19 protein-coding genes and 1 tRNA gene are annotated in these 21,179 nt (G+C 41.6%); 8 read left to right on the top strand and 12 right to left on the bottom strand.

Going from position 1 to position 21,179, the window contains the following annotated elements; genetic code table 11:
• Window positions 1-513: 513 nt before the first annotated feature.
• Entirely contained in the window at window positions 514-1,158 is a 645-nt protein-coding gene (locus NST12_RS13655) for a spore coat protein (RefSeq protein WP_341101529.1), read from the bottom strand.
• A 332-nt stretch (window positions 1,159-1,490) separates the two neighbouring features.
• Here NST12_RS13655 and NST12_RS13660 point away from each other — a divergent pair, with 332 nt between their 5' ends.
• On the top strand, window positions 1,491-2,879 hold the full coding sequence (locus NST12_RS13660) for a hypothetical protein (protein WP_341101530.1): 1,389 nt from the start codon (window positions 1,491-1,493) through the stop codon (window positions 2,877-2,879).
• 981 nt (window positions 2,880-3,860) lie between these two features.
• Here NST12_RS13660 and NST12_RS13665 read toward each other — a convergent pair.
• Together NST12_RS13665 and NST12_RS13670 are read right to left on the bottom strand one after the other, a co-directional pair.
• The gene (locus NST12_RS13665; RefSeq protein ID WP_003352599.1) at window positions 3,861-4,499 is read right to left on the bottom strand and encodes a class D sortase; all 639 of its coding nucleotides are present in this window, start codon (window positions 4,497-4,499) and stop codon (window positions 3,861-3,863) included.
• Window positions 4,496-5,518 carry a processed acidic surface protein gene (locus NST12_RS13670; protein WP_048623998.1) on the bottom strand — a complete coding sequence of 341 codons (1,023 nt, stop codon included), beginning with the start codon at window positions 5,516-5,518 and terminating at the stop codon, window positions 4,496-4,498. Before NST12_RS13670 ends, NST12_RS13665 begins: the two co-directional genes overlap by 4 nt.
• A gap of 517 nt (window positions 5,519-6,035) precedes the next feature.
• Here NST12_RS13670 and NST12_RS13675 point away from each other — a divergent pair.
• The 5 genes from NST12_RS13675 (at window position 6,036) to NST12_RS13695 (ending at window position 10,128) form a co-directional block, all read left to right on the top strand.
• Window positions 6,036-6,581, top strand: coding sequence for an RNA polymerase sigma factor (locus NST12_RS13675; RefSeq protein WP_048623999.1), 546 nt, complete (start codon window positions 6,036-6,038; stop codon window positions 6,579-6,581).
• Window positions 6,574-7,080 carry an anti-sigma factor family protein gene (locus tag NST12_RS13680; RefSeq protein ID WP_048624000.1) on the top strand — a complete coding sequence of 169 codons (507 nt, stop codon included), beginning with the start codon at window positions 6,574-6,576 and terminating at the stop codon, window positions 7,078-7,080. Before NST12_RS13675 ends, NST12_RS13680 begins: the two co-directional genes overlap by 8 nt.
• Before the next feature lie 13 nt (window positions 7,081-7,093).
• Window positions 7,094-7,945, top strand: a complete 852-nt coding sequence (locus NST12_RS13685) for a hypothetical protein (protein WP_341101533.1) — start codon at window positions 7,094-7,096, stop codon at window positions 7,943-7,945.
• 111 nt (window positions 7,946-8,056) lie between these two features.
• Complete coding sequence (locus NST12_RS13690; protein ID WP_328202787.1) at window positions 8,057-9,295, top strand: MGDG synthase family glycosyltransferase; 1,239 nt, start codon at window positions 8,057-8,059, stop codon at window positions 9,293-9,295.
• An 86-nt stretch (window positions 9,296-9,381) separates the two neighbouring features.
• Window positions 9,382-10,128 (top strand): polysaccharide deacetylase family protein, encoded by a 747-nt coding sequence (locus tag NST12_RS13695; protein WP_048624003.1) that lies wholly within the window; start codon window positions 9,382-9,384, stop codon window positions 10,126-10,128.
• Window positions 10,129-10,168: 40 nt separating this feature from the next.
• On the opposite strand, the gene NST12_RS13700 is transcribed toward NST12_RS13695, so the two are convergent.
• The 3 genes from NST12_RS13700 to NST12_RS13710 form a co-directional block, all read right to left on the bottom strand.
• Window positions 10,169-11,476, bottom strand: a complete 1,308-nt coding sequence (locus NST12_RS13700; protein WP_341101536.1) for a VTT domain-containing protein — start codon at window positions 11,474-11,476, stop codon at window positions 10,169-10,171.
• Between the two features lie 197 nt (window positions 11,477-11,673).
• On the bottom strand, window positions 11,674-12,273 hold the full coding sequence (locus NST12_RS13705; protein ID WP_341101538.1) for a DNA-3-methyladenine glycosylase: 600 nt from the start codon (window positions 12,271-12,273) through the stop codon (window positions 11,674-11,676).
• Between the two features lie 336 nt (window positions 12,274-12,609).
• Entirely contained in the window at window positions 12,610-12,834 is a 225-nt protein-coding gene (locus tag NST12_RS13710; RefSeq protein ID WP_003352614.1) for an AbrB/MazE/SpoVT family DNA-binding domain-containing protein, read from the bottom strand.
• Between the two features lie 550 nt (window positions 12,835-13,384).
• Between NST12_RS13710 and NST12_RS13715 the strand changes: the two genes are divergently transcribed.
• A complete protein-coding gene (locus tag NST12_RS13715) occupies window positions 13,385-13,543 on the top strand; it encodes a hypothetical protein (protein WP_341101541.1) in 159 nt (52 codons plus the stop codon).
• A gap of 339 nt (window positions 13,544-13,882) precedes the next feature.
• On the opposite strand, the gene NST12_RS13720 is transcribed toward NST12_RS13715, so the two are convergent.
• From NST12_RS13720 to efeO, 4 genes are all read right to left on the bottom strand, one after another.
• Window positions 13,883-13,955: transfer RNA gene (locus NST12_RS13720), tRNA-Lys, on the bottom strand.
• Between the two features lie 170 nt (window positions 13,956-14,125).
• Window positions 14,126-15,877 (bottom strand): FTR1 family protein, encoded by a 1,752-nt coding sequence (locus NST12_RS13725; RefSeq protein WP_341101543.1) that lies wholly within the window; start codon window positions 15,875-15,877, stop codon window positions 14,126-14,128.
• A 30-nt stretch (window positions 15,878-15,907) separates the two neighbouring features.
• Complete coding sequence (gene efeB, locus NST12_RS13730; RefSeq protein WP_327796509.1) at window positions 15,908-17,215, bottom strand: iron uptake transporter deferrochelatase/peroxidase subunit; 1,308 nt, start codon at window positions 17,213-17,215, stop codon at window positions 15,908-15,910.
• Window positions 17,215-18,069 (bottom strand): iron uptake system protein EfeO, encoded by an 855-nt coding sequence (gene efeO / locus NST12_RS13735; protein ID WP_003352620.1) that lies wholly within the window; start codon window positions 18,067-18,069, stop codon window positions 17,215-17,217. The genes efeB and efeO overlap by 1 nt, the downstream gene beginning before the upstream one ends.
• A 228-nt stretch (window positions 18,070-18,297) precedes the next feature.
• Here efeO and NST12_RS13740 point away from each other — a divergent pair, with 228 nt between their 5' ends.
• Entirely contained in the window at window positions 18,298-18,885 is a 588-nt protein-coding gene (locus NST12_RS13740; RefSeq protein WP_048624008.1) for a nitroreductase family protein, read from the top strand.
• Window positions 18,886-19,639: 754 nt separating this feature from the next.
• Here the strand turns inward: NST12_RS13740 and NST12_RS13745 are convergent.
• Both NST12_RS13745 and NST12_RS13750 read right to left on the bottom strand, forming a co-directional pair.
• A complete protein-coding gene (locus NST12_RS13745; protein ID WP_048624009.1) occupies window positions 19,640-20,359 on the bottom strand; it encodes a YebC/PmpR family DNA-binding transcriptional regulator in 720 nt (239 codons plus the stop codon).
• Between the two features lie 440 nt (window positions 20,360-20,799).
• The gene (locus tag NST12_RS13750; RefSeq protein WP_328202805.1) at window positions 20,800-21,177 is read right to left on the bottom strand and encodes a hypothetical protein; all 378 of its coding nucleotides are present in this window, start codon (window positions 21,175-21,177) and stop codon (window positions 20,800-20,802) included.
• Between the last annotated feature and the right edge of the window lie 2 nt (window positions 21,178-21,179).

Raw genomic sequence — 21,179 nt, forward strand, 5'->3', positions numbered from 1 at the left:
CCATGCACCGAAAATCAAATTAGAGGAGAGGAAAAAGCCCCCTCCTCTCACGCCGTCATATGTACTGCCCGGCTATTATATTAATCGATGGCCTTTTTCACTATCCTTTTCATATGAACTTTTCAACCTTTTTTGCATTTTCAAAATGAATAATCAAGGTTTTTTATGTAAAATCACCGATACAAGGTGAAAATTAGCAACCAAATGCTCCTTTCATTCAAAAATCCCTTGATCATGCAACAGTTAAAATTCCGTGTATTAGACAGCTGTATACAACATCGAGCCCATAATATTCGGAGCCCCCTAGCAGGAAGCTCCAATCGAAATTTGAACGAAATCAACACGAAACGTGCGAGACTACTCTAGGAAAAACAAGCCAGGTGAGACTTCAGGCATGATACGGGCGAGGAGGATCACGGATCACCCGCTGAAGGCAAATGAATTCCGCGATCCAACAACGCCCGACAGAAATCTTGACATGAAAGGATGCCCCACTTTTAGGACTGATCCTTTTTAGTGTGTTTGGTTATAGCCTGTCGCTTGATTTTGCGGAAGGTTTGTTTGTACCGGCGCAAAGCGATTGACAGTTGTCTCCGTCGTTTGTCTATCAAATTGCGGTACTTGATAATAACCGCGTTTATTTTGATACAAGAAAATTTCATACGCCATTTCCAAATAGTTTGGAACATTGTCAGCCAATATTCGTCTTAGAACCGGATTGACCGTTTCGGATGCCGCTATCGTGTGAAGAAAGGCAGCCGATTTCATCATTTGCAGCATTTGAGTAGAAATTTTTTGGTCATTGATTTCCGTTACGGATTGCGCTGCTTTAGCCGGATTGGAAGGCTTTATCCCATAAACGGTGCTATGATCTTGTTTCATCATATATGTCTGCGTTGGATGGGACGGTTTATTCCCCGTTTTCAAAGCTTCTACTGTAATGTTGTAACTATCGGACACAAATTGATACTGACGGTTCATTATGTCCACTAATTCCGGATCTTTTGCCAATTGGCGCAATATCATATATTGGTCGAGCAGGCTGATCGTGTTGGAAAGCAATTCATGAATTTCAAACAACTCATGACCACCGTGATACATTTGTCCAGGTATATTTTGCATAGAAGGAGCGTTGTTTTGATGGATTGGCTGTTCCATTAGAATTCCCTCCTTTCAAGATTGGGCGGCATGCCCTTGTTTAGAATGCGATGAAATTTGAAGGATTATTCGTTTTGAATTTTCCGCGAGTGCTCGGAAAAACAACAGTTAGACGATGAATTCCTGACAATCCAACCGTCATAAGGAATCTACCGGTTGAGCTTGAAAATATCATTTTAGGCGTACAAAATGTCACAAAGGGGAATGGGAGTAAACAGACATGCGGCAATACCAAACGATTTAGAGACTGTGCTCGAGTTTGTGTCGCAATCATGGTACAATAAAATTAAATAAGAAAATAATAAGTATTTTCACTATTGGAGGGGTAAAGAATGACAGAAAATTATACGCTAACCGTTCTCGATCATCATAAAGCGAACAAGTTGGATATAAAAAGAATGGCCGTGTACCATATGTTTAAGTTGATCGAGGCGTCGGATTCCAAAAAACAGACTTTCTTTCTGATTTACTTTAAAAACCGATTGCTTGCTGCTATAAAACCTTTGCGTTTCAACGATCATTCCCAATTGTACAAAGCCTTTCAAAACGGAATCGTATTTCAGGCCCCTCATCCTTTTATAGACACCCTCATTCACCAAAATCGCCCTTCTGCGATTCAAAGTTTCCAACATCTTCTGAAACAATGGCAACATCAATATTCTTCTCTCGAAATTGCCCACATTCTCCCTTTATTCGACTCCATTCTTGAAAAAGAGACGATTATCAAGCTGGTTCGAGACATTTTTTATGAATACCGGCGAAACGGCAAATACTTTCTTGCCTATCGAGTCATACGCCTGTTAAAACAGTATGCTCCGGAAAATCCATGGGTAGAACAAATAGCCAACGATCTTGATTTCCGAAAATACGACGACATTTATCAAAACGATGATGCCTTATGGGAAAAAGATAAGCTTATGGCTGAACAACTCTTTTTTGAGCGTACCGCCTATGATGAAAAAGCCTATGCAAAGCTTCAATCCGAGCTTCTCGAACAAAATCGGTTGATCGATGCAGCGGCTTTATCCATCCATCGCCTGTTGCATTCCCGCGCACCGGAGCAAGATTATGAATCATTGCGCACGACACTCTCGACCTTTTTAACCGACCAAGATACAGCCCTCGTTTTGCTCCAGCTTCATCAACAAGGTGCAGCATTTCCGGCCCTTGAGTATGATCTATTTGATCTGCTTCTCAAGCTTCATTGGTATGAACGTGCGGTCAACTTTCTTTTTGATCAGCACTCCCCGATTACGGAATATCAATCTCAACAATTTGCCTCTATCTTGGCTGATCCCGCCATTCAAATGGATGAAATTCAGTTGGAAAAAATTAATACCCTTCCTGTCAACAAACAGAACGCAGGGACAATAGAAAAAACGATCCGATTAATCATTCCGCTTCTGCTGAAAAAACACGATTTGAACTATGTAAAAAAATGGCTTCAGCCTTTTGAAGAACAGCATATCCCTTTGCCTTCAGCAGCCAAAATCAATCGCATGCTGGCCATCCAAGACGACCCAGATCAACAGTTTCTGCTTGGCGAACTATATTATGAATTTCAACAGCCCAAGAAAGCGATTGACTGCTTCAGCTGGGAAATGGAGCTCCACCCGAACGATCCGAAACCCGTTCAATGGCTGGCCAAAATATATAGTCATTTAGGAATGACGGAAGAAGCAAAAGCCTATCAATACATGTACTCCACCATGAAAAAATAAACATTGTATAGGTTCTTCCCGTTTCTTCTATATTGTTTCAAAAGCCGTTTGGCCAATCATCATCATTCGATGATTTAGACATCTCTTTTCGTTCCAAGCAAGTAAAGGGCCACGCACGACGCTCTTCAATCATCGGATGCCGTAGTCATCAGTCTATCCATAAACATTTTTCCATGAATCAAACCAATCGAGTAGGAGGGAGCGATTAACTCCCGTCCTCTCACACCACCGTACGTACGGTTCCGTATACGGCGGTTCAATTAAGATAATTGACGCAAGTCTTTATAACTTCCGTGAATAGCTGTTCTCTTTATGCCAGTGGTCACTCCACCCTCCAAGAGGTCTCCCACGGGATTCACCGCTTCCTCCCTCAAGTGAGGTACTACGTTTTCTGTGTTCATCATGACTCACTGAATACCAAGGGCTATTCTCTCTTAATTGTTCGGTCCTTCTTAGTTGTTCTAGACCAACTAATACTATGACCTCTGCTGACTTCTGACGGTTCAGCTACTTATCACTAAGTAGGTTATGAAGAGTACTTCACATATCCGCCAGACCTCCCCGGGTAAGTACATGCACTTTCACACCATCTATCCGCCTCATTTACTCGATATGACCTTCGACAGAAAGAGCTTTGTTTTGTTATGCAAACTCACTCAATCATACCTAGCCTTATATGAGGTTCGTGTTCCTCGGACCGGTGTTTTGCCTCCAGCTTCCTTCAGATTCCGCGTCACCACGGACACCCTTGCTCTTGGCTAACCTCTACTTCTGTCTTCGGGGTTCGGGACTTACACCCTATAGTTCATGTACATGCCGGGCGCACATAAAGAAGACGGACTGATCGTCCGTCTCCAAATATCAATAAAATAATGCCATTTGAATGGGTTGTTGCATATTTTTTCGGGAATTTTAAAAATGCGGAGCAAGTCATTATGATGAAAGATCCTGTCTCCATTTGGAAAAAGTAGAACAGGCTTCTTATCCCGCTTTCTTCTCTTGATGAATTCTTCTTTCCTTTAATTTTTCAGAGATTAATGCAGCCACCAGCACATAACGTTTCGGTGCGCTGCCAATATAGTGGAATGGATAGCACGTCGTCAGCGTCAATGTCGCCCGCGGCTTCGGAACGATAACTGTACGATCGTTTTTTGGAACGATGCGAACTTTGTAGACTTTATAAGTAAACGTTCCCGCAGATGTTTCAGCAATCAACAAATCATTTTCCCTAACCTTTCCCAATTTTCGAAATACCGTATCCCGATGACCGCTCAACACACAATTATCTTTTTCCCCCGGCAATACACTTTCGGCAAAATGACCGACTCCTTTCGCCAGTTCATCCTCATTTGTCCCTTCGTAAATCGGCATACTGGCATGGAGCTTCGGAATAAAGAGTTCGCCAAACTTTTCACCCTGTTTTGGCCGGGCTGCATAGAACGGTTCTTCTTTTAGAGGCTGTACAGCTTGTTTTGCGTCGACCTGAACAGCCTTTTCATTTTCGTATTTTTCAGAAAAGAAAAGAGATTTCAAACTATTCCCGGTTAGGTAAAGGCCACCGATCAGGAAAGCAACAGCGGCGATAAAAATCAGTCCATTTTTTTGTAAAAAAAGATTCATGAATGGTTCACGCGCCATTTGCGCAGTAATACGGCACCAATCAACAATGCGAAAATTCCGGCGAGTAGCTGTTCCATATAATGGCCGGCCGTTTTCGGCATCAGTCCGCCTTTAACAGTATGTTTGATCAGATGTGCTTTCGGCTGCCCTTTTGCGGCGCTGCCATTTATGGCTTTATTCACCGTATTTTCAATCACATCCGAGCCAAACAGATCAGCCGTAAAAATCATATCTGCCAAAAATTCTCCATGATCATTATAAAGTTCAATGAGCAAATTGCTTCCATTCGTTTTTTCCAACGTAATCAATTGCTTCCAGGACAGCGGGGTTTTCCGGCCGTTTTTCTCTAAGTAAAAACGGGCATCCATATGAAAAAGACTCAAGAAGTCGTGAAAAATATCTGCAAGTTCGGTAAGTTGAGCGTCCGTTAGATCAGAGGCGCTATCGAATTCCCCAATCGCTTCCATCCGACGATTCAATTCTTCCAATGATGGCAGCAACTGTTGCTCGTCTAAGTTTAAAGACTTCAAATGATCGATCAGCCGTTGTGTCTCCTCTTTAGTCAATCCAAACGGGGAAAGGGCATCGGCAATCGAATCGACATCCAACCAATTTTCTTTGTTTTCCGGCATAAGCGCATAAAACGAAACGGTGTCTTCCAACGGGTTCATAAATTTATAAACATCGCGGATATCTTGGCCTTTTTCCAGTTCGCCGTATTCCACAAGCATTTGTTCCAATTCATCTTCAGAAGAAAACCCATACCTTGTCAATAAATCTTGCAAATCATGATCGTTAATCGGATTTCCAAGAACTTGTCTTACCTCTTCCACCGAATCAAATGAATCTAAATCTTCGCCATAAAATTTTTCCAATTGACTATTGACTACTTCTTTCGACATTCCTATTTTTTGAAGATATTGAGTCAGTTCTTTCTCTGGCGGTGCAGCAAGCTCAAGCGAAGGATTTACAGACAAAACAATAGCGGCAGACATAATGACGGCAGCAACTTTTTTCAATAAAATCCCCCCTAAAATATTATGATCCCACTAAATATAAAAGAAAACGACAAGAATAAATAGAATTGTAAATTTCCAGGAAATATGATAAAATACCTTCCATTTTCACCATGATCCGACAAATCCCTTATTGAAAAAATCCGGTTTGAAAGCGTAGAAAATCTTCTATTCAATCATTGCACTCTTTCTTTAAAAGAGCCTTTCACGTCATTGCCTAAGAATGCTGAAAATGATTTTCGGTAAAAATGAACCTATCTTATTTGAACGGCGTCTTTTGTAAAGAACAGAAACGGACGATCGATTTTTGAGAAAAAAGACGAAACATTCCATATTATAAGGGAAATTTGAGTGATTTCCACCCGATTTTCCCCGATCTTCCGCATCTGAATTCCGGCACCGGCAAATGGATCCTTAAATCTCCTTATAAGAAGGCGTCCCATTATTTTAGCAAGAAATGTCGTTCCGATCTATCAACCATAGAAGGCTCGAGCTTTTCTTCACAGGGGGTTGAAAAAAGGTGGATCAAGAACTCACCAATTTAATACAAAAGGCCAGGAGCGGGGATTTGGAGGCGTTCTCTACACTGGTTTCCAAATATAAAGGCCAAGTATTCCGCCATGCTTTTTCGATCGTGAATGACCGAATGGAAGCGGAAGATATCGCTCAGGAAGCTTTTGTAAAAGCTTACTCATCGCTATCCAAACTGGATAATGACTTTGCCTTTGTTTCTTGGCTGACAAGAATCGTGACGAATATTTGTTACGACAAATTAAAAAAAAGAAAAAAAATACAAAAATTGCAGCTGCAAAGCAAGGATCGAGCCGAACACATGAGTATGACCTCATCTATCGATCGGACACAATTGAAGCTTGAAATTCAGGAAGCGATGCAAAAATTATCCCCGGACCAGCGCACCATACTTTCGCTGCGCGACATCCAAGGATATTCGTACGATGAAATTTCCAAAATGTTAAGCATTCCCCTTGGTACAGTGAAATCACGCATCCATTCGGCCAGAATCGCGTTGAAAAAAGAAATTTTCGGAGGCGAGCACAATGAATGACCATGTTCATGAACTCCTGTCAGCGTTTATTGATGGAGAATTAAACGAAGAGGAAAGAAAAAAAGTAGCAGACCATGTAGCAGAATGCCGTCAATGCAGCACTGAGCTAAAAGAACTTCAATGGCTGAAAGAAGAACTGTTTGCCGTTTATCATTCCATCGAAATACCGAATGTTCAATTTGAACACTCTGTTGTCCGGAAAATAAAACAAATCTCCTCGCCGTATCGCCCAATGAATCGATATGTTCGTTGGACTATGAGTTTCATCGCCCTACTAATGGCTGCCTTCATTCTCTCGAAAATGGGGAACGTGTTTTATGTAGGAATTACACTGGCCACTTCCTTTGTGCATATCGGATTAAGCGTGACTCATGCACTGGCCTCGGTTCTTTCGTCCATTCCATTGCTCTTTCTCGCTTGTGTTATCATTTCCATGGTTATTTTAGGAACATCGATTTGGGCCATTCAGTTTTTGCTCAGGGTAAAAAGTCTAGAATAGGGAGATGTAGAACATGAAAGGGTTTAACATTTTGAGTGCCTTTCTTTCCATCATGGTTTTGACTTTGCTGATCGTTCACCCTGCTCTGGCAGCAGATAAACTTATAATAGACAAAAAAGATGTCATCGTTCCCGAAAAAGAAAAAGTGGAAAATGTGGTTGTACTTGGAAATGACGCCGAGATCAGCGGACATGTCAAAGTCGGAGTCATCGTCGTGAACGGTGACCTTACGATGAACAAAACAGCCGTTGTAGGCGGTCCTGTCATTGTGATCGGCGGTCATGTTCATCAAGAAAAAGGGGCTCGTATCTCCGAGCATCTCATCACCGTTAATCTAAACGATCCCATGCAAAACAGCTTTATCTTCGGCGGATTTCTTTATTTATTCACTTGGGGCATACGGCTTGCTTTTAGTATTATATTAGTGATTGGCACCGTACTGTTAGGGATTATTTTGAAACGCAGAACATTCAGACACGAAGAACTTTTATTGAAAAGACCCGGTAAAACGTTGATCATTGGATTTATGGCAAGTTTAGCGCTGACAACGTTATGCACGCTTCTGGCTCTCACCATTATTGGCATACCGGTTGCCTTGTTGGTATTTGTCGCAAGCGCTCTTTCCTTTTTTATCGGATTGCTTGTATTCAGCAAAGAATTGGGCAAACAATTGAAATTCATGGATGGCAAACCTGAATGGTTGAAATTGCTCTTCGGTTCAGCGCTGGCGGTCTCTATGATTAATTTTCCTGTCGTTGGAAGTGTCTGTCTGCTCTTGCTCATATGGTTTTCATTGGGCATTGCCATGACATGGCTTTTTTCAAAACCGCTCTTTGAAAGGAAAAAAAGCAAAAACTCTGATTAATTCATAAAGGGTTTTTGTTTTTTCTTCCTCGACCCGCTTTTTCTGACATGAACTTTTTTTGGACAACCTCAGTCTTTTCTATTGATCACAAAGATTATTGGGGGAAGAAGAATGTCAAAAGTGACGAAAAACAAGATCCTTATTCTTTCAGGTACGTTCGGACAAGGACACCTCCAAGCTGCCAAAGCTCTGGAAGAAGCCGTTCAGCTATGTTTTCCAAATGTCCAACCTGTTGTTTTTGATTTTATTGCATGGGCTCATCCTCATATGTATCCAATTAGCAATTATCTTTACATAAAAGGATTGAAAGTCTTTCCTCAACTATATGGATTTTTTTATCAAAAAACCCATCCAAAAAGCGTATTTTCAACAAGAATACAGTCGTTGTTTTTCGTTGGACTAAGAAAGATGCTCCAATTGCTGGAGAAAGAGAAACCCGCGGTCGTCGTCAGCACCCATCCATTTGTGTCTGGAATACTTTCTAAACTGAAAGAATATGGATTAACGAATATCCCTATTGTGACCGTGATTACAGATCATACGGATCACAGTTGTTGGATTCACCCTTTTACGGATCTTTACATAGTAGGTTCCAATGAAGGGAAAAAGAGATTGCTCAGACGAAATGTCCCGGAAGAGAAAATTGCCAGTACGGGAATCCCCATTCAGACAAAGTTTCTTTATCCTTATAAACGCGATCAATTTATTGTCAAGCACGGACTGGATGCCGAGCTTCCTACCGTTTTGATTATGGGAGGCGGAGATGGCCTTTTTGGCAAAGGTTTTCTCAATTTGCCGACGCTTGAATCCATCCCGGAAACTCTGCAATTGATTATTTTGTGCGGACGCAATCAGAAATTAAAACAAAAGTTGGAAGTAGAACTAAAACAGTCTAAACATCGGATTCATTTATTCAGTTATGTAGAATATGTCCATGAACTGATGGCAGTTTCGGACATCATTATCACAAAACCGGGAGGAGTGACCACGTCAGAAGCTTTGGCCATGGAGCTGCCCATGATTCTCTATCATCCTCTGCCCGGTCAAGAACAAGAAAACGCTCGTTATTTAACAAAATCCGGAGCAGCCATTCTGTCTGAAAATCCCGATGACTTAATCTATCAAATTTCCAATTTGATAAAAAATAAGCCGCTCCTGCTGAAGATGAAAAAGAACTCTGAAAGAATCCAAAAAAAAGCCGCTGCATTCGATGCGGTGTTGGCCATTTATCAACTAATGGCCATGACAAGCCATCCTACTTACATCGTGGCAAATGGACTCCAATTGAAAAAACGGAAATCAGCACGTTTTTTTAAAAAAAGAACGTCTATCCTCCACATCAACGGCTGAACCGTTATAATAGGATAAAGATAGGGAGATTCCTGTGTCATCTATGAATCTTCCTAGGCCTTGTAGAGAAGAAAGGATTTTGATTTATGGAGAAAATCATGATCTGCTTTTTTGTCTTTTTATGTTTTTATATGTTTATTCCTTATCTATTATCCTTTTGGTTCGGTGTTGGAGCATTTCGAAAAGGGAACGGTGAAAGCCAAGTCGCTTTCACTTTCGACGATGGACCCGATCCCGTGTATACCGCTCAACTGCTTGATCTTTTAAAGAAATATGGGGTCAAAGCCACCTTTTTTGTCGTCGGATCGAAAGCGAAAAAATACCCTAAACTCATCTTACGAATGCACAAAGAGGGTCATTTGATCGGAATTCATAATTACGTCCATCGATCCAATTGGCTGATGACTCCTTGGTCCGTTGTCCGCAACTTGCGGGACTCCGCGGCCATTGTTCAAAATATCACCGGCGTTCGGCCGTCTTATTACCGTCCGCCTTGGGGTCTGATGAATCTCTTTGATTTTTTTCTGCACAAAGAATTTCGCATTATTTTATGGTCTGTTATGGCAGGCGATTGGCGCAATAAAGGGACGAGCTTGATCATACAAAATAAGCTCCTGAAAAGGATTAAGCCCGGGGACGTCGTTTTGCTGCATGATTGCGGAGACACGCCGGGCGCCCATATTGACGCTCCTCACTATATGTTAAAAGCATTAAAAGAAGTTTTAAAAGAATTGAGGCAGCGTAACATTCAATTTGTCCGTTTAGATGAAATGATCGATAAACGTCCTATGAAAGTCCTCCCAAAACGCTCCCAACATCATCGAAAAAGATAGAAATATTTAGGAAACGGGCGGAAGTTTTTTCTTCGCCCGTTTATTCCGTTTTCTCCAAATGACCTCGTTTGGAAGCTTTGATCATATTTAAGAGCCTGGAAATTTCGATCATCAAAATGATCAAGCTTACCCAAACTCCTCCAAACGTATAGCCCGCCACTAAATCACTTGGATTTTCCGACCCTAAATAAATGCTGCTGACTGAGATCAGTGCAAATATCAGCATTTCTAATACAACAATCAAAACACTTCCTATTTTTCTTTGAGTATGCCGAAGCACGATGTACAGAAAAAAGATGTAAAGCACAACCCATAAAAAACTTAATTCGCTCGGAAAAGATTGGCTGAACATGTTTGCGACCGCAATATAGCTGAACAAAATATGGAGGCCCTTGCTTAAAATAAGAGCACCCAGTATGCAAATAACATAATATTGGAATTCCAACCATTTGTTTTTTCCTTTGAAGAAAATCCATATAATCGTTAAAAGACCCACAAACAAAAGAGAATTTCGCGACAATAAGGAATACATAGAATCGATCGGCTGTTTCCAACGAGGATCCACTATATACGAGACGACAGCCTTCGTGATGGTATTAAATTGCCCAAATTCATTTTCGATAAAATCTTGAATCATCCCTACCATCAGACTGAACATAGCGATAAACACAATGGCCATCCCGAAAATCAGCAGCTTCATGCCAAGGAAGCTGTGAAATCGTTTAAACATGGCTTCAAATAACAAAATCAAGTTTTCTCGAATCTTGCGGATGTTTACTTTAATGTATAAGTATATAGCGTACACAAGACCAATTACGACGCAGCCAATGATCATATATAATTTGGCCTCTTGATGAAATTGCTCCCATTTTGGACCGAAAATTTTTCCCAAAAAAATGAACGTCCCTACCCACAAGAACACACCGATATACGCAAAAACAACAAAAGATCGAAAAGGCAAGCGGGTAATTCCCGAAAATAAACTAGTCACATGACGAACGCCGGGAATAAAAAAAGAAAATAACAATAATCTTCTTCCGTATTTCTGATTCCATCTTGAAATTCTTTCTATTTTCTCCGGTCCTAAATGAAACTTGCTTCCATATTTATAGAAAAAAGGTGCTCCCAATTTAAATCCAATCCAATAGGAAATCGTGACTCCTACAATTCCCCCCAAGCCCCCAAAAAGGACAGCGAGAGCAAAATGGACTTTTCCTTGATAAGCAAGAAAACCGACATAGCTCATAAGAATTTCGTTCGGGACAGGAACAATGATCAGCTCCAGCATTAACGAAAAGAAAAGGACGATGTATCCATATTGATCGATTAAATGGATCAATAAGTGCAACTTTGAACTCCTCCTGATTTTGAAGCATTCTATCGTAAAAGACTTTCCATGATTTCCAAAAGTTCAGCTTCATTTAAAATCAAATGATCGGATAGATACTATCTATAGATCGCCCCTCTCCATCACATCGATTTTTTTCTTACCATCATCCCTGCGTCAAACACTTCTTCTGTCATCGTTTTTGGTGGAATTTTGATCTATTTCGAAACAAATCGGTTTCCACTTACCCAGAATCGCCATGGGTAGTCTTTTGCTTCTCCCGTATTTTCGATGCCGATTCTCTTTCCTTGTGAAATTGCCTCAGGTACAAATCCTTTTGCTATAAACAAGGGAGGTTTTTGAAGAGGACGGCCATAGTCTGCCATTGTAATCCCTAAAGCTTTCGTCAATTTGCCGGGGCCGTTTGTCAGCTGGCGCACGTCCTTAATCTTGCTTCTTCTTTGAAACATCAAATCGATGCCGTCATAAGGTTCAAGAGCACGAACCAGCACCGCTTCCGGCTGTTCTTTGCCGCCGCTTACAACATTAAACAAACAATGGGTATGCATCACGTATGTATAAGCCACTCCGGCTTCATGAAACATAATCTCCGTCCGTTTTGTCCTCCTGTTGCCATAGCTGTGGGCTGCGCGGTCTGTCGGACCCATATATGCTTCCGTCTCTACAATAAAGCCAGAGGCTATTCCCTCTTCCGTCTCTTTTACAAGCAGACAGCCAAGCAAGGCTTTTGCCAATTCAAGGGTCGGCTTCTGGAAAAATTCTATCGGCAATGGTTGATACTTCATATGCCCTTCCATTTCTTTTTCCTCCACTTTGCTGTTATTCCTAGCTTTCATGATAATATTATCGAAATACCTTTCTCTTTTCATTACAAAGAAAAAACCTAAAAAAAGCAAGGCGCCTGCCTTTAAAACGCCTTGCTTCAGAATGTAGACAAAAAGGCATCCGATTGGGCATAACCGAACGCCTTTTTGTCTACACTCTCTGAGGCCGCATCAAACTTAATCAGTCTTCAATACAGCCGAGGATAATTTTTTAAACAAAAAGTATTTACAATGTTATAACAATGTAATAACATATAACTAGAGAATAGAGTCTGCCCGCCCCCTATTCTCATGAATTCGTACAGGTTTCTACTTTCTTGTTATGTCAAAATATTTTTCCACAACGTCTATCACTCGTGATTCAAAATCACTATTGATAGGCGTGATTTTTTTGTTTCTTAGTACGATCTCACCTTTGTCTTTTCGCAACTCGACTTCAACGGTGTCGCCCTCATTTAATTGTATTTCTTTCAGCATATCAGCAGGCAAATTGACACCCAATGAGTTGCCGATCCTTCTGATTTTTCTTTCCATTCAATCACCACCAGCCTTTATTATAGCAATTTCGCCCGCTTAATATGCCAGAGACCATAATCATGCACAATTCCTCTGAAATTATTAAAGGGACTATCATCAGCCCCTTCCAAAATAGCAGCTATGACATTAAGGGAATTTGATATTGAATCATCTTTTTTTATTGCAATCACAAACGTCCGAAAGAGGGTAGAATTCATAAAATAAAGGGGATTCGTTCCCCCTTAATGCAAAAAATATTAAGAAAATACACATAACAATAATAGATCTGTTATATTGTCAGTAGGGAAAACGGGAATAAAAGAACTAGAAGTTAAGAGAAAATGATTGCAACGATCCATTTCAATGTTACCAAATCGGAACTTTAAGAAAGAGAGCATATACCAGAATGGTTAAAAAATGACTATTCTTATTGGGAAAAAGTTGTTTTTGATAAGAATTTTCCTTGTTATTTTGAAACTGCTGCTGAGAAAAAAGGGATTTAAGAGGTCTGAGCAGCGCACACAAAACATTAGTGACAATTAAAAGTGTCAATAGGATGGTGAATAGGATGAATAAAAACACTTTAAGCCAAATTTCATTTGTTTTGTCCGGCATTTCGGTCCTTATATTCGGAATTATCAAAAGACAAGGGCTGACAGCATGGGGGCTTTTTGCTTTTTTCTTTGTTATAGCGATTTTGCTTCGAACCTATGACAAAAAACGATGAGCAATAAAAAATGACCAGAAATCAAAGCATTATCCTTCCAGAGTATAGACAAAAGGCATCTGAATGGACATATTCGGATGTCTTTTGTCATTTTCATGCTTTTAAAGGTTACGGTCAGACCACGCCAAAAAGTCTATTTTATGCTATTATTGGACTTTTCAATGACCGGCAAGCCACCTTATTCACATTCATCGCAGCAAAAGTATCTTTGCCAGCATTTCATCCATCTCTATTTTTTAATGACACACAAAAAAGCTATCGGCAAATCCCGGTTTTGGATTTGCCGACAAACGAAAAGCAAGGCGCCTTTAAAACGCCTTGCTTTTTTGGACTTTATAATGGGGCATGCAGGGTTCGAACCTGCGACCTGCTGATTAAGAGTCAGCTGCTCTCCCAACTAAGCTAATGCCCCGTCTTCTTAAGAACATCTATTATATTACCATAATTTACTTTATAAATCAAGCCTTTACGGATGAAAGTTTTACCTCAAAAAATCCGGGGAGCGCGAATGTTCCGATATGGATTGAATCGACATCAAGAGAAGGCGACCGGTGATTCATACGGAACGCTCCCCTTATTAGGTTAAGCCGCCTTCTCACTTTTACGGTTTGATTTCTCTACCCAGTAAGCCGCTCCTGCAATGAGGACAACCAGCACAATCTGCGGAAGGATCGTTTCCATTGTCGGATAAAAACCGATCCATTCAATATTAGGCAAAGATGCCAAAGTATGCGCCGGAAGCAACTTGGCAACTTGCAAGGCATGGACGCTTACTCCGAGAATTTTAAACGATAAAAAGTAAATCAGCACAGTAGCAACCAAGAAAAACGGTCGAACCGGGATTTTGACGCTGAAATGAATAATCAAAAACCCAACGATGAACAAGATGACCAACGCTATTCCGATTCCTGCCAGCAATCGGCCGACACTCATCGAAGGAGCCATCCCAACATAAAAAATGATGGTTTCTGCTCCTTCTCTAAAAATAGCCAGAAAGCTGATCAACGACATCGTCCAAAGACGGCCGCCTTCAAGCGCTTGATTCATTTGCTGCTGAATATATTGATTCCATTGACGAACATTGGACTTATTATGCAGCCATGCCCCCACCGTCAACATCATCACAACGGCCACGATTCCGGCAAACCCTTCAATATACTCACGGCTGGAAGCACCTGTCATTTTGGAAAAGGCCAAACTTAACACGATCGCAAACAATGCACTGGCGAGAATACCAGCGCCGGCCCCTCCCCATATCCATTTTTGTTTTTCCGCCTGATTCGTTTTTTTCAAAAAGGCGACAAGAGCCGCAATCACAAGCAATGCTTCCATGCCTTCACGCAGCAAAATCAAAGCGGCATCCCAAATGCTGTAGCTTGTTTGTTTCATTAGAGACTCGAGGCGGGAATGTAAGTCATTGATGATGGCTTCTGCCTTATGGATATCACCGCTGTTGGAGCTTAAAATACTGACTGCCGCCGGTACTTTCGTCTCCATATCATTGTACAATGCAGCGTCCCGAGTTTGAACTTTCCCTTCTACCATCGGCCAAATCGTTAAAACCTCATTTAAGGAGGAAACGGCCTTTGATTTATCATCCTTTTGGATCGCTTGGACACTATCCTTTAATAGTCGGTTTAAATCAGAAAGAGTATACTCTTTTGAGTTCGTTTTGGCGGACGCCTTTCCGGATAAAAAGTCATCAACCGATTGTTTCAATGACTGAAGGCTGTCTGTTGCCTTTTTTTGATCCACTGGCTCTTGGGTAAGAGCAATTCGCAAAAAGGACATATTTTTTTCGATTTCTCCATAAGAGGCAACACTTTGTTGTCGAACAGCCATTTCCGCCTCTCGATTCCATACGGTCTCAAATTGGCGATATTGATTATAGGCTTGTTCCCATTTTTTACTTTCAATCAAAGTTTTCATTTGTTCCATCATCGGCTGCAGTTGACGGACTTTATCTTTTTCTTCCTCTTTATTACCTTTTGATTGCTGTTCTTCCAAAAGAATCAGCTGGCTTGATAAAGCGGAGAGAGCATGACGGAGATCCCCTGCATTTTTTTCGTGTAAAGCTTTTTTCGCCTTTTCCAGTTCTTGGTTGATCCGCTTTACCTGTTTGCCGCTTGGTTTTTGAAGCGTATTCCATTCTTGCTCAAATTGCTGGATATCCTTCTGAATGACATCCCAGTCAGCTGATGATTGCGTATGCGTTAATGCATCACCGATAGGAACATACAATTCATCATACCCTTTCTCGGCATAAGCAGGAGAAATCTTTAGAAAACAAACCAATATGCCGATCACGACGATGATGATGTGAGATCGTTTCAAAATATCATCTCCTCATTTCCAAACGAGACTCTATTCAAACAGAGACTCTCCGATATAGCCGCCTTTTTTTACACCGGGGAAGCAGGCAAAAATGGCGCTTCCGCGATGGGTAATATATTCGTTTAATTTGTCGTTTTGAGAAAGCCTGGATTGAATGGGAATAAATTGCCGGCTAGGCTTGCGTTGGTAGCACATAAAGAGCAAGCCTGCGTCCAAACTTCCGGTTTTTGGATCCATCCCGTCGGCATAAGAATACGAACGACGCAAAATTTTTTCCGTTCCGTCATGATGCGCCAGCCGAACATGTGAATCGACCGGAATGTAATATTGACCATCCGGCCGTTTTTTCTTTAAATCAAGAGGATCGAATTCATCTTTTTGGCCAAGCGGAGCCCCGCTTGCTTTATGACGGCCAAAAGTCTCTTCCTGGTCGCGCAAACTGGACCTGTCCCATACTTCAATATGCATTTGAATTCTTCTGACGACTAAATAAGATCCGTTGATTAGCCAATTAGGCCCGTCTCCCGGCTGAACCCATACATACCGATTCATTTCTTTTGCATTGTGCACATCCGGATTGACCGTTCCATCTTTAAATCCAAATAAATTCCGCGGCGTATCTTTTTTGGAAGAAGCCGCTTGCTTGGAACGCTGAAATCCGGCTTGCGCCCATCGGATCGTCGCTTTGCCGCGGGCGATTCTGACCAAATTTCGAACCGCATGGAAGGCCACTTGGGCGTCGTCTGCGCATGCCTGAATGCATAAATCTCCTCCGCACCATTTCTCATCCAACGCATCGAGAGGAAACTTCGGCAGTTCTTTTAATTCTCCGGGTTGCTTACGCTTTAAGCCAAAGCGATCCTTTCCATCTTTTACAAAAAGCGTGGGCCCCACACCAAAGGTAATCGTTAAATTAGAAGGCGAAAGCTCCGCTGCTTCTCCTGTATCTTTAGGGGGCAAAAAGTCGTTGCCGGAATTCTCTCCGACCGGCTTTCCGGCCGTCATCAAAGCGGCGGCTTTCGTCCAATCTTGAAAGAGTTGGATTAATTCTGATCGGCTCTCAGCTGTTACATCCATTGCAGCAAAGTACACATGATTTTGCATTGGTGTCGCAATTCCTGCTTGATGGGCACCATAAAAAGGAACGGTTTCGTCCTCTTTATCTTCTTCGGCCGCTTCCGGGAATAAGTTCGTCATCGTGAGCAGACTTCCGGCGCCGCTAGCCCCAAGCGCAAGGCCAATTCCTCCGGCTCCCGCTATTTTCAGCATATCTCTGCGGGAAATCTGCTTAGACAAAAAAGTTGGTTCTTCCGGTTGTTTCTTCGATTGTTCCGTCATTATGATTCCTCCACAACAATGCCCATTTTGGAAAGAGGCTCTGCCAGTGCATCAATCGCTTGGCTTAATTCTTTTACCTCTGCGGACGTTAACTCAGTGTATGGAACATATCCGTCGCCTTTTTTATGCTGATTGAGCAATTGGTTGACTTGATCAAAATGACTTCCGATTTCATCCGAAAGCTTCTTATCTTTTTTCTCTAAAGCAGGCTTCAGCAACTCATAAATTTTTTCAGCTCCTTGGACATTTGCGGCAAAATCGTATAAATCAGTATGGGAATAGCGATCTTCTTCCCCCGTTACTTTCGATGTCGACACTTCATTCAATAAATCAACCGCACCGGTAATTAATATGTCCGGCGTCACTTTGACCGTTTCTACTTTGGCACGCAGCAATTTTACATCTTTCAACAATTGGTCTGCATATTGCTCATAGCCAACTGTCGTGTTCTCTTTCCACAAACCTTTTTCAATTCGATGGAATCCCCGCCATTCCGATGCCGGAACATCTCCTTCACGGGCGTCAATTTCAGGATCGAGGTCTCCAAATACTTCTGCAATCGGTTCTGACCGCTCATAATGCATCCGAGCCAGCGGATAAATTTGTTTTGCCTTTTCTATGTCACCGCTTTTGACAGCGTTTGTAAATTGTTCCGTGTCTTTTACAAGTTCATCTATTTCTCCAATGGCATAGCCACGATACTCTTTTGTGACTTGCGCCAATTCTTTTGACTGCTGCGTTGAAGCACTTTTGTCCGTCTTCTTAGGCTCAGAGTCTGTTTTAGAAGATTGAGAACAGCCGAATAACAGGCTGGATGATAACAATGTCACGAATGCAGCTTTCCAAATTTTCACTTTTCTTTTTCCTCCTCTATAGATGAATATGTATTCTATCAATCGAATAAAATATCAAACCATTACAAATGTATTATATATAATAATGAGAATCATTTTCAATACTATTTTCATTCATTTTTCACAAAAATCCAACAAAAAGAGAAAAAACCAATTATTTGTCTGAAAAATAAAACTGTTTTACAATAGAATTAGATTCATATAATCGACATGGTAGGAGGGGTCCCTATGGGGAAAACGGAAGTCGTACGTCAGCCGGAATACGAAATTGATTCTGTATTTTTAGAGCGCTGGTCTCCACGTTCATTTTTAGAAAAAGAGGTGCCGGAAGATATCCTGCTTAGCCTGTTTGAAGCGGCACGATGGGCGCCGTCTGCTTTCAACCTTCAACCATGGCGCTTCATTCTGGCTCGGACTAAAGAAGACCGTGAAAAATTCATGACGTTCATCGGTGAATTTAACCAAACTTGGTGCAAAAAAGCTCCCGCATTCGCTTTGATTATCTCTCAATTGACTAGTGAAAGGGGCAATATCGGTTCTCACGCTTTCGACGCAGGCGCCGCTTGGGGTTATTTATCCTTGGAAGCAACGAGAAAAGGCTTGATTACGCATCCGATGACAGGAATTGATTTTGACAAAGCTCGTGAAGTATTGAATATTCCGGAAGACTATGCGATCGATGCTCTTATCGCCATTGGCTATCAAGGAGAAAAGGAAGCTTTGCCGCTACACTTGCAAGAAAGAGAAGTGCCATCCACTCGCCGGCCTGTGAAAGAATCCATCTTTGAAGGCAGCTTTGGCGAACCGCTTAAATAAGCAGTGGTGTACCTCTTATCTTTCACACATCGTACATATCTGTTACGTTTCTTTGATCGTTTTTATTGTTTTTTCTGGCGTTTTCGTTTTAATCGAATACGCCAAGAGCTAAGCGGTCGAGTATAGGTTCGATCGTTTTATCGTGTGATTACAAGCTATTTTGAATGAATATTGAACGATTTTTTCTCGCAAAAAAACGGTGCCCCGGAAGTCAGTTAGATAACCCGGGGCACCCTTTTTAATGTAAATCTTTTTATAGTATGATCGCGAATTTCATTCGCTTTCCGCGAGCGAACCGCAGCCTTCTCGCTCGTCCCTCGCTGCTAGGTATCGCCTAGTCTTGCTTTTCCCGCAGGAGAGTCTCGCCCATTTTGAGATCGTCACATTAAAATGTACCTAATGGTAGCCGTTTTGGCCATTAGCTGAACCGGATGTTTTCCCTTTCGGCTTTTGCTTGCTGTTTTGTTTCGTTCCGCCGTCTTTTTTCTTAGCCAACGAACTCCCTCCTTCGCATATAGGTAACATGCATTCCTTAATATGCGCAAAAAACGGAAGAAAATTTATCCCTTATTTACAAGAAAAGAGCGTTGATTACATCCTGCTGAGAACACTCGCCCTTTATGCCTCGATTGGTCTACTCTCCATCCTTCGAGAAAAAATCCTATTTATTCCCTTTAGTACATTTTTAAAGCATAAAAAAACCCAGCAACCTTTGTTGTTGCTGGATCGTTCTTTTTGGGCAAATACTCGGAAGTTATTCCCCTAAATCCACATTGTGGTACACTTGCTGAACATCTTCTAAATCTTCTAATGCGTCAATCATTTTTTCAAATTTTGCTTGATCTTCTTCTGAAAGGGTGACGTAATTTTGTGGAATCATCGTTAATTCCGCCACTTTAAAATCCGTTATTCCCACATTCTTGAATGCTTCTTGAACGGCATGAAATTGATCAGGGTCAGCATATACGATAACCGTGTCATCTTCTTCAAATACGTCCCGTACGTCCACATCTGCTTCTAATAATAATTCCAGCACTTCATCCGCTGTTTTCCCTTCGACTCCAATAACCGCCGTGGCATCAAACATATAAGCTACGGACCCGCTCACACCTAAATTACCGCCATTCTTTCCAAACGCTGCACGCACTTCTGACGCCGTACGATTCACATTATTCGTCAGTGCGTCCACGATCACCATCGATCCATTTGGTCCGAATCCTTCATAACGAAGTTCATCGTAGTTTTCATCGGAACCGCCCTTCGCTTTTTCAATCGCACGTTCAATAATCGCTTTAGGCACATTATACGTTTTCGCACGTTCCAGTACCACTTTTAACGCACGGTTGGCTTCCGGATCCGGTTCTCCTTGCCGGGCCGCTACATAAATTTCACGTCCAAATTTCGCATAAATACGACTCATATTCGCATCTTTCGCAGCTTTTTTATCTTTTATATTATTCCATTTACGTCCCATGAAGTTCCACTCTCTTTCCGACACAAAATGATTCACAACACTTTTAAAACATCCATTCAAGGTGTGGAGACGGAATTTTTCATAAAACCACTAAATCATATATGAAGATGACGCACTTATCTGCTTTTGAATTATACACCAATTGCATAGGTGGTTTCGAGTGTTGTTTCATACGTTTCAAGAAAAAGATACAATATCTTCTATTCCGCCTGTTTTTTCCTTATTCCAGGATGAAACATGAAGGAATGCCGTTTTTGCTGCTTTTCACGCAAAATTTACTATCATTTTCCGATTCAGAAAAATATGGATAAGTTTTTTATCCTTTACGGAAACGATCCTTTTGCTATTAAATTTTACTGAGACAAGATCCCTGCCAAACACATTGGTGAAACGGCAAAAAAAGGACCATCAGCAGAAACTTGCTTTTCTGCTGATGGTTTTTATTGGTCATCTTGATCTTTATTCATCAAACGCAAAGCTTCCCGATATTGATCATCTTTTATGGGATCTTCCACTTTTGAAGGATTTTCCTCATCTGAATGGTCGGCGTCTTTCGAAACTTGCTTCCAAAAGTTTTTCAGCACTTGCCGATACTCGTCATCCGCCATGATCGATTGAAGATCTTCATCCTCGTGATGCCGGACATGATCGTCAGATTGGGAGAGCGGCGGCCGATCTGTTCCGGACTCTTCTTGACGTTGAGTACGTTCTTCCTCCGATCGGCCTGATGGTTCCTTAGTGACGGCACGGGTATTGACGGTCACTAAACCGGTGAGTACCAAAATCGAAAGGATGATACAAATAATCGTTGTCAGCATCC

Source organism: Bacillus sp. FSL W8-1127 (assembly GCF_038006725.1).
Classification (GTDB): Bacteria; Bacillota; Bacilli; order Bacillales; family DSM-4216; genus Bacillus_O; species Bacillus_O smithii.

Bases quoted from the DNA above. Each gene is read 5' to 3' on its own strand.
- NST12_RS13655 (WP_341101529.1), bottom strand. From the start codon at position 1,158: ATGGAACAGCCAATCCATCAAAACAACGCTCCTTCTATGCAAAATATA.
- NST12_RS13660 (WP_341101530.1), top strand. From the start codon at position 1,491: ATGACAGAAAATTATACGCTAACCGTTCTCGATCATCATAAAGCGAAC.
- NST12_RS13665 (WP_003352599.1), bottom strand. From the start codon at position 4,499: ATGAATCTTTTTTTACAAAAAAATGGACTGATTTTTATCGCCGCTGTT.
- NST12_RS13680 (WP_048624000.1), top strand. From the start codon at position 6,574: ATGAATGACCATGTTCATGAACTCCTGTCAGCGTTTATTGATGGAGAA.
- NST12_RS13685 (WP_341101533.1), top strand. From the start codon at position 7,094: ATGAAAGGGTTTAACATTTTGAGTGCCTTTCTTTCCATCATGGTTTTG.
- NST12_RS13690 (WP_328202787.1), top strand. From the start codon at position 8,057: ATGTCAAAAGTGACGAAAAACAAGATCCTTATTCTTTCAGGTACGTTC.
- NST12_RS13695 (WP_048624003.1), top strand. From the start codon at position 9,382: ATGGAGAAAATCATGATCTGCTTTTTTGTCTTTTTATGTTTTTATATG.
- NST12_RS13705 (WP_341101538.1), bottom strand. From the start codon at position 12,273: ATGGAAGGGCATATGAAGTATCAACCATTGCCGATAGAATTTTTCCAG.
- NST12_RS13710 (WP_003352614.1), bottom strand. From the start codon at position 12,834: ATGGAAAGAAAAATCAGAAGGATCGGCAACTCATTGGGTGTCAATTTG.
- NST12_RS13715 (WP_341101541.1), top strand. From the start codon at position 13,385: ATGAATAAAAACACTTTAAGCCAAATTTCATTTGTTTTGTCCGGCATT.
- efeB (WP_327796509.1), bottom strand. From the start codon at position 17,215: ATGACGGAACAATCGAAGAAACAACCGGAAGAACCAACTTTTTTGTCT.
- NST12_RS13740 (WP_048624008.1), top strand. From the start codon at position 18,298: ATGGGGAAAACGGAAGTCGTACGTCAGCCGGAATACGAAATTGATTCT.
- NST12_RS13745 (WP_048624009.1), bottom strand. From the start codon at position 20,359: ATGGGACGTAAATGGAATAATATAAAAGATAAAAAAGCTGCGAAAGAT.
- NST12_RS13750 (WP_328202805.1), bottom strand. From the start codon at position 21,177: ATGCTGACAACGATTATTTGTATCATCCTTTCGATTTTGGTACTCACC.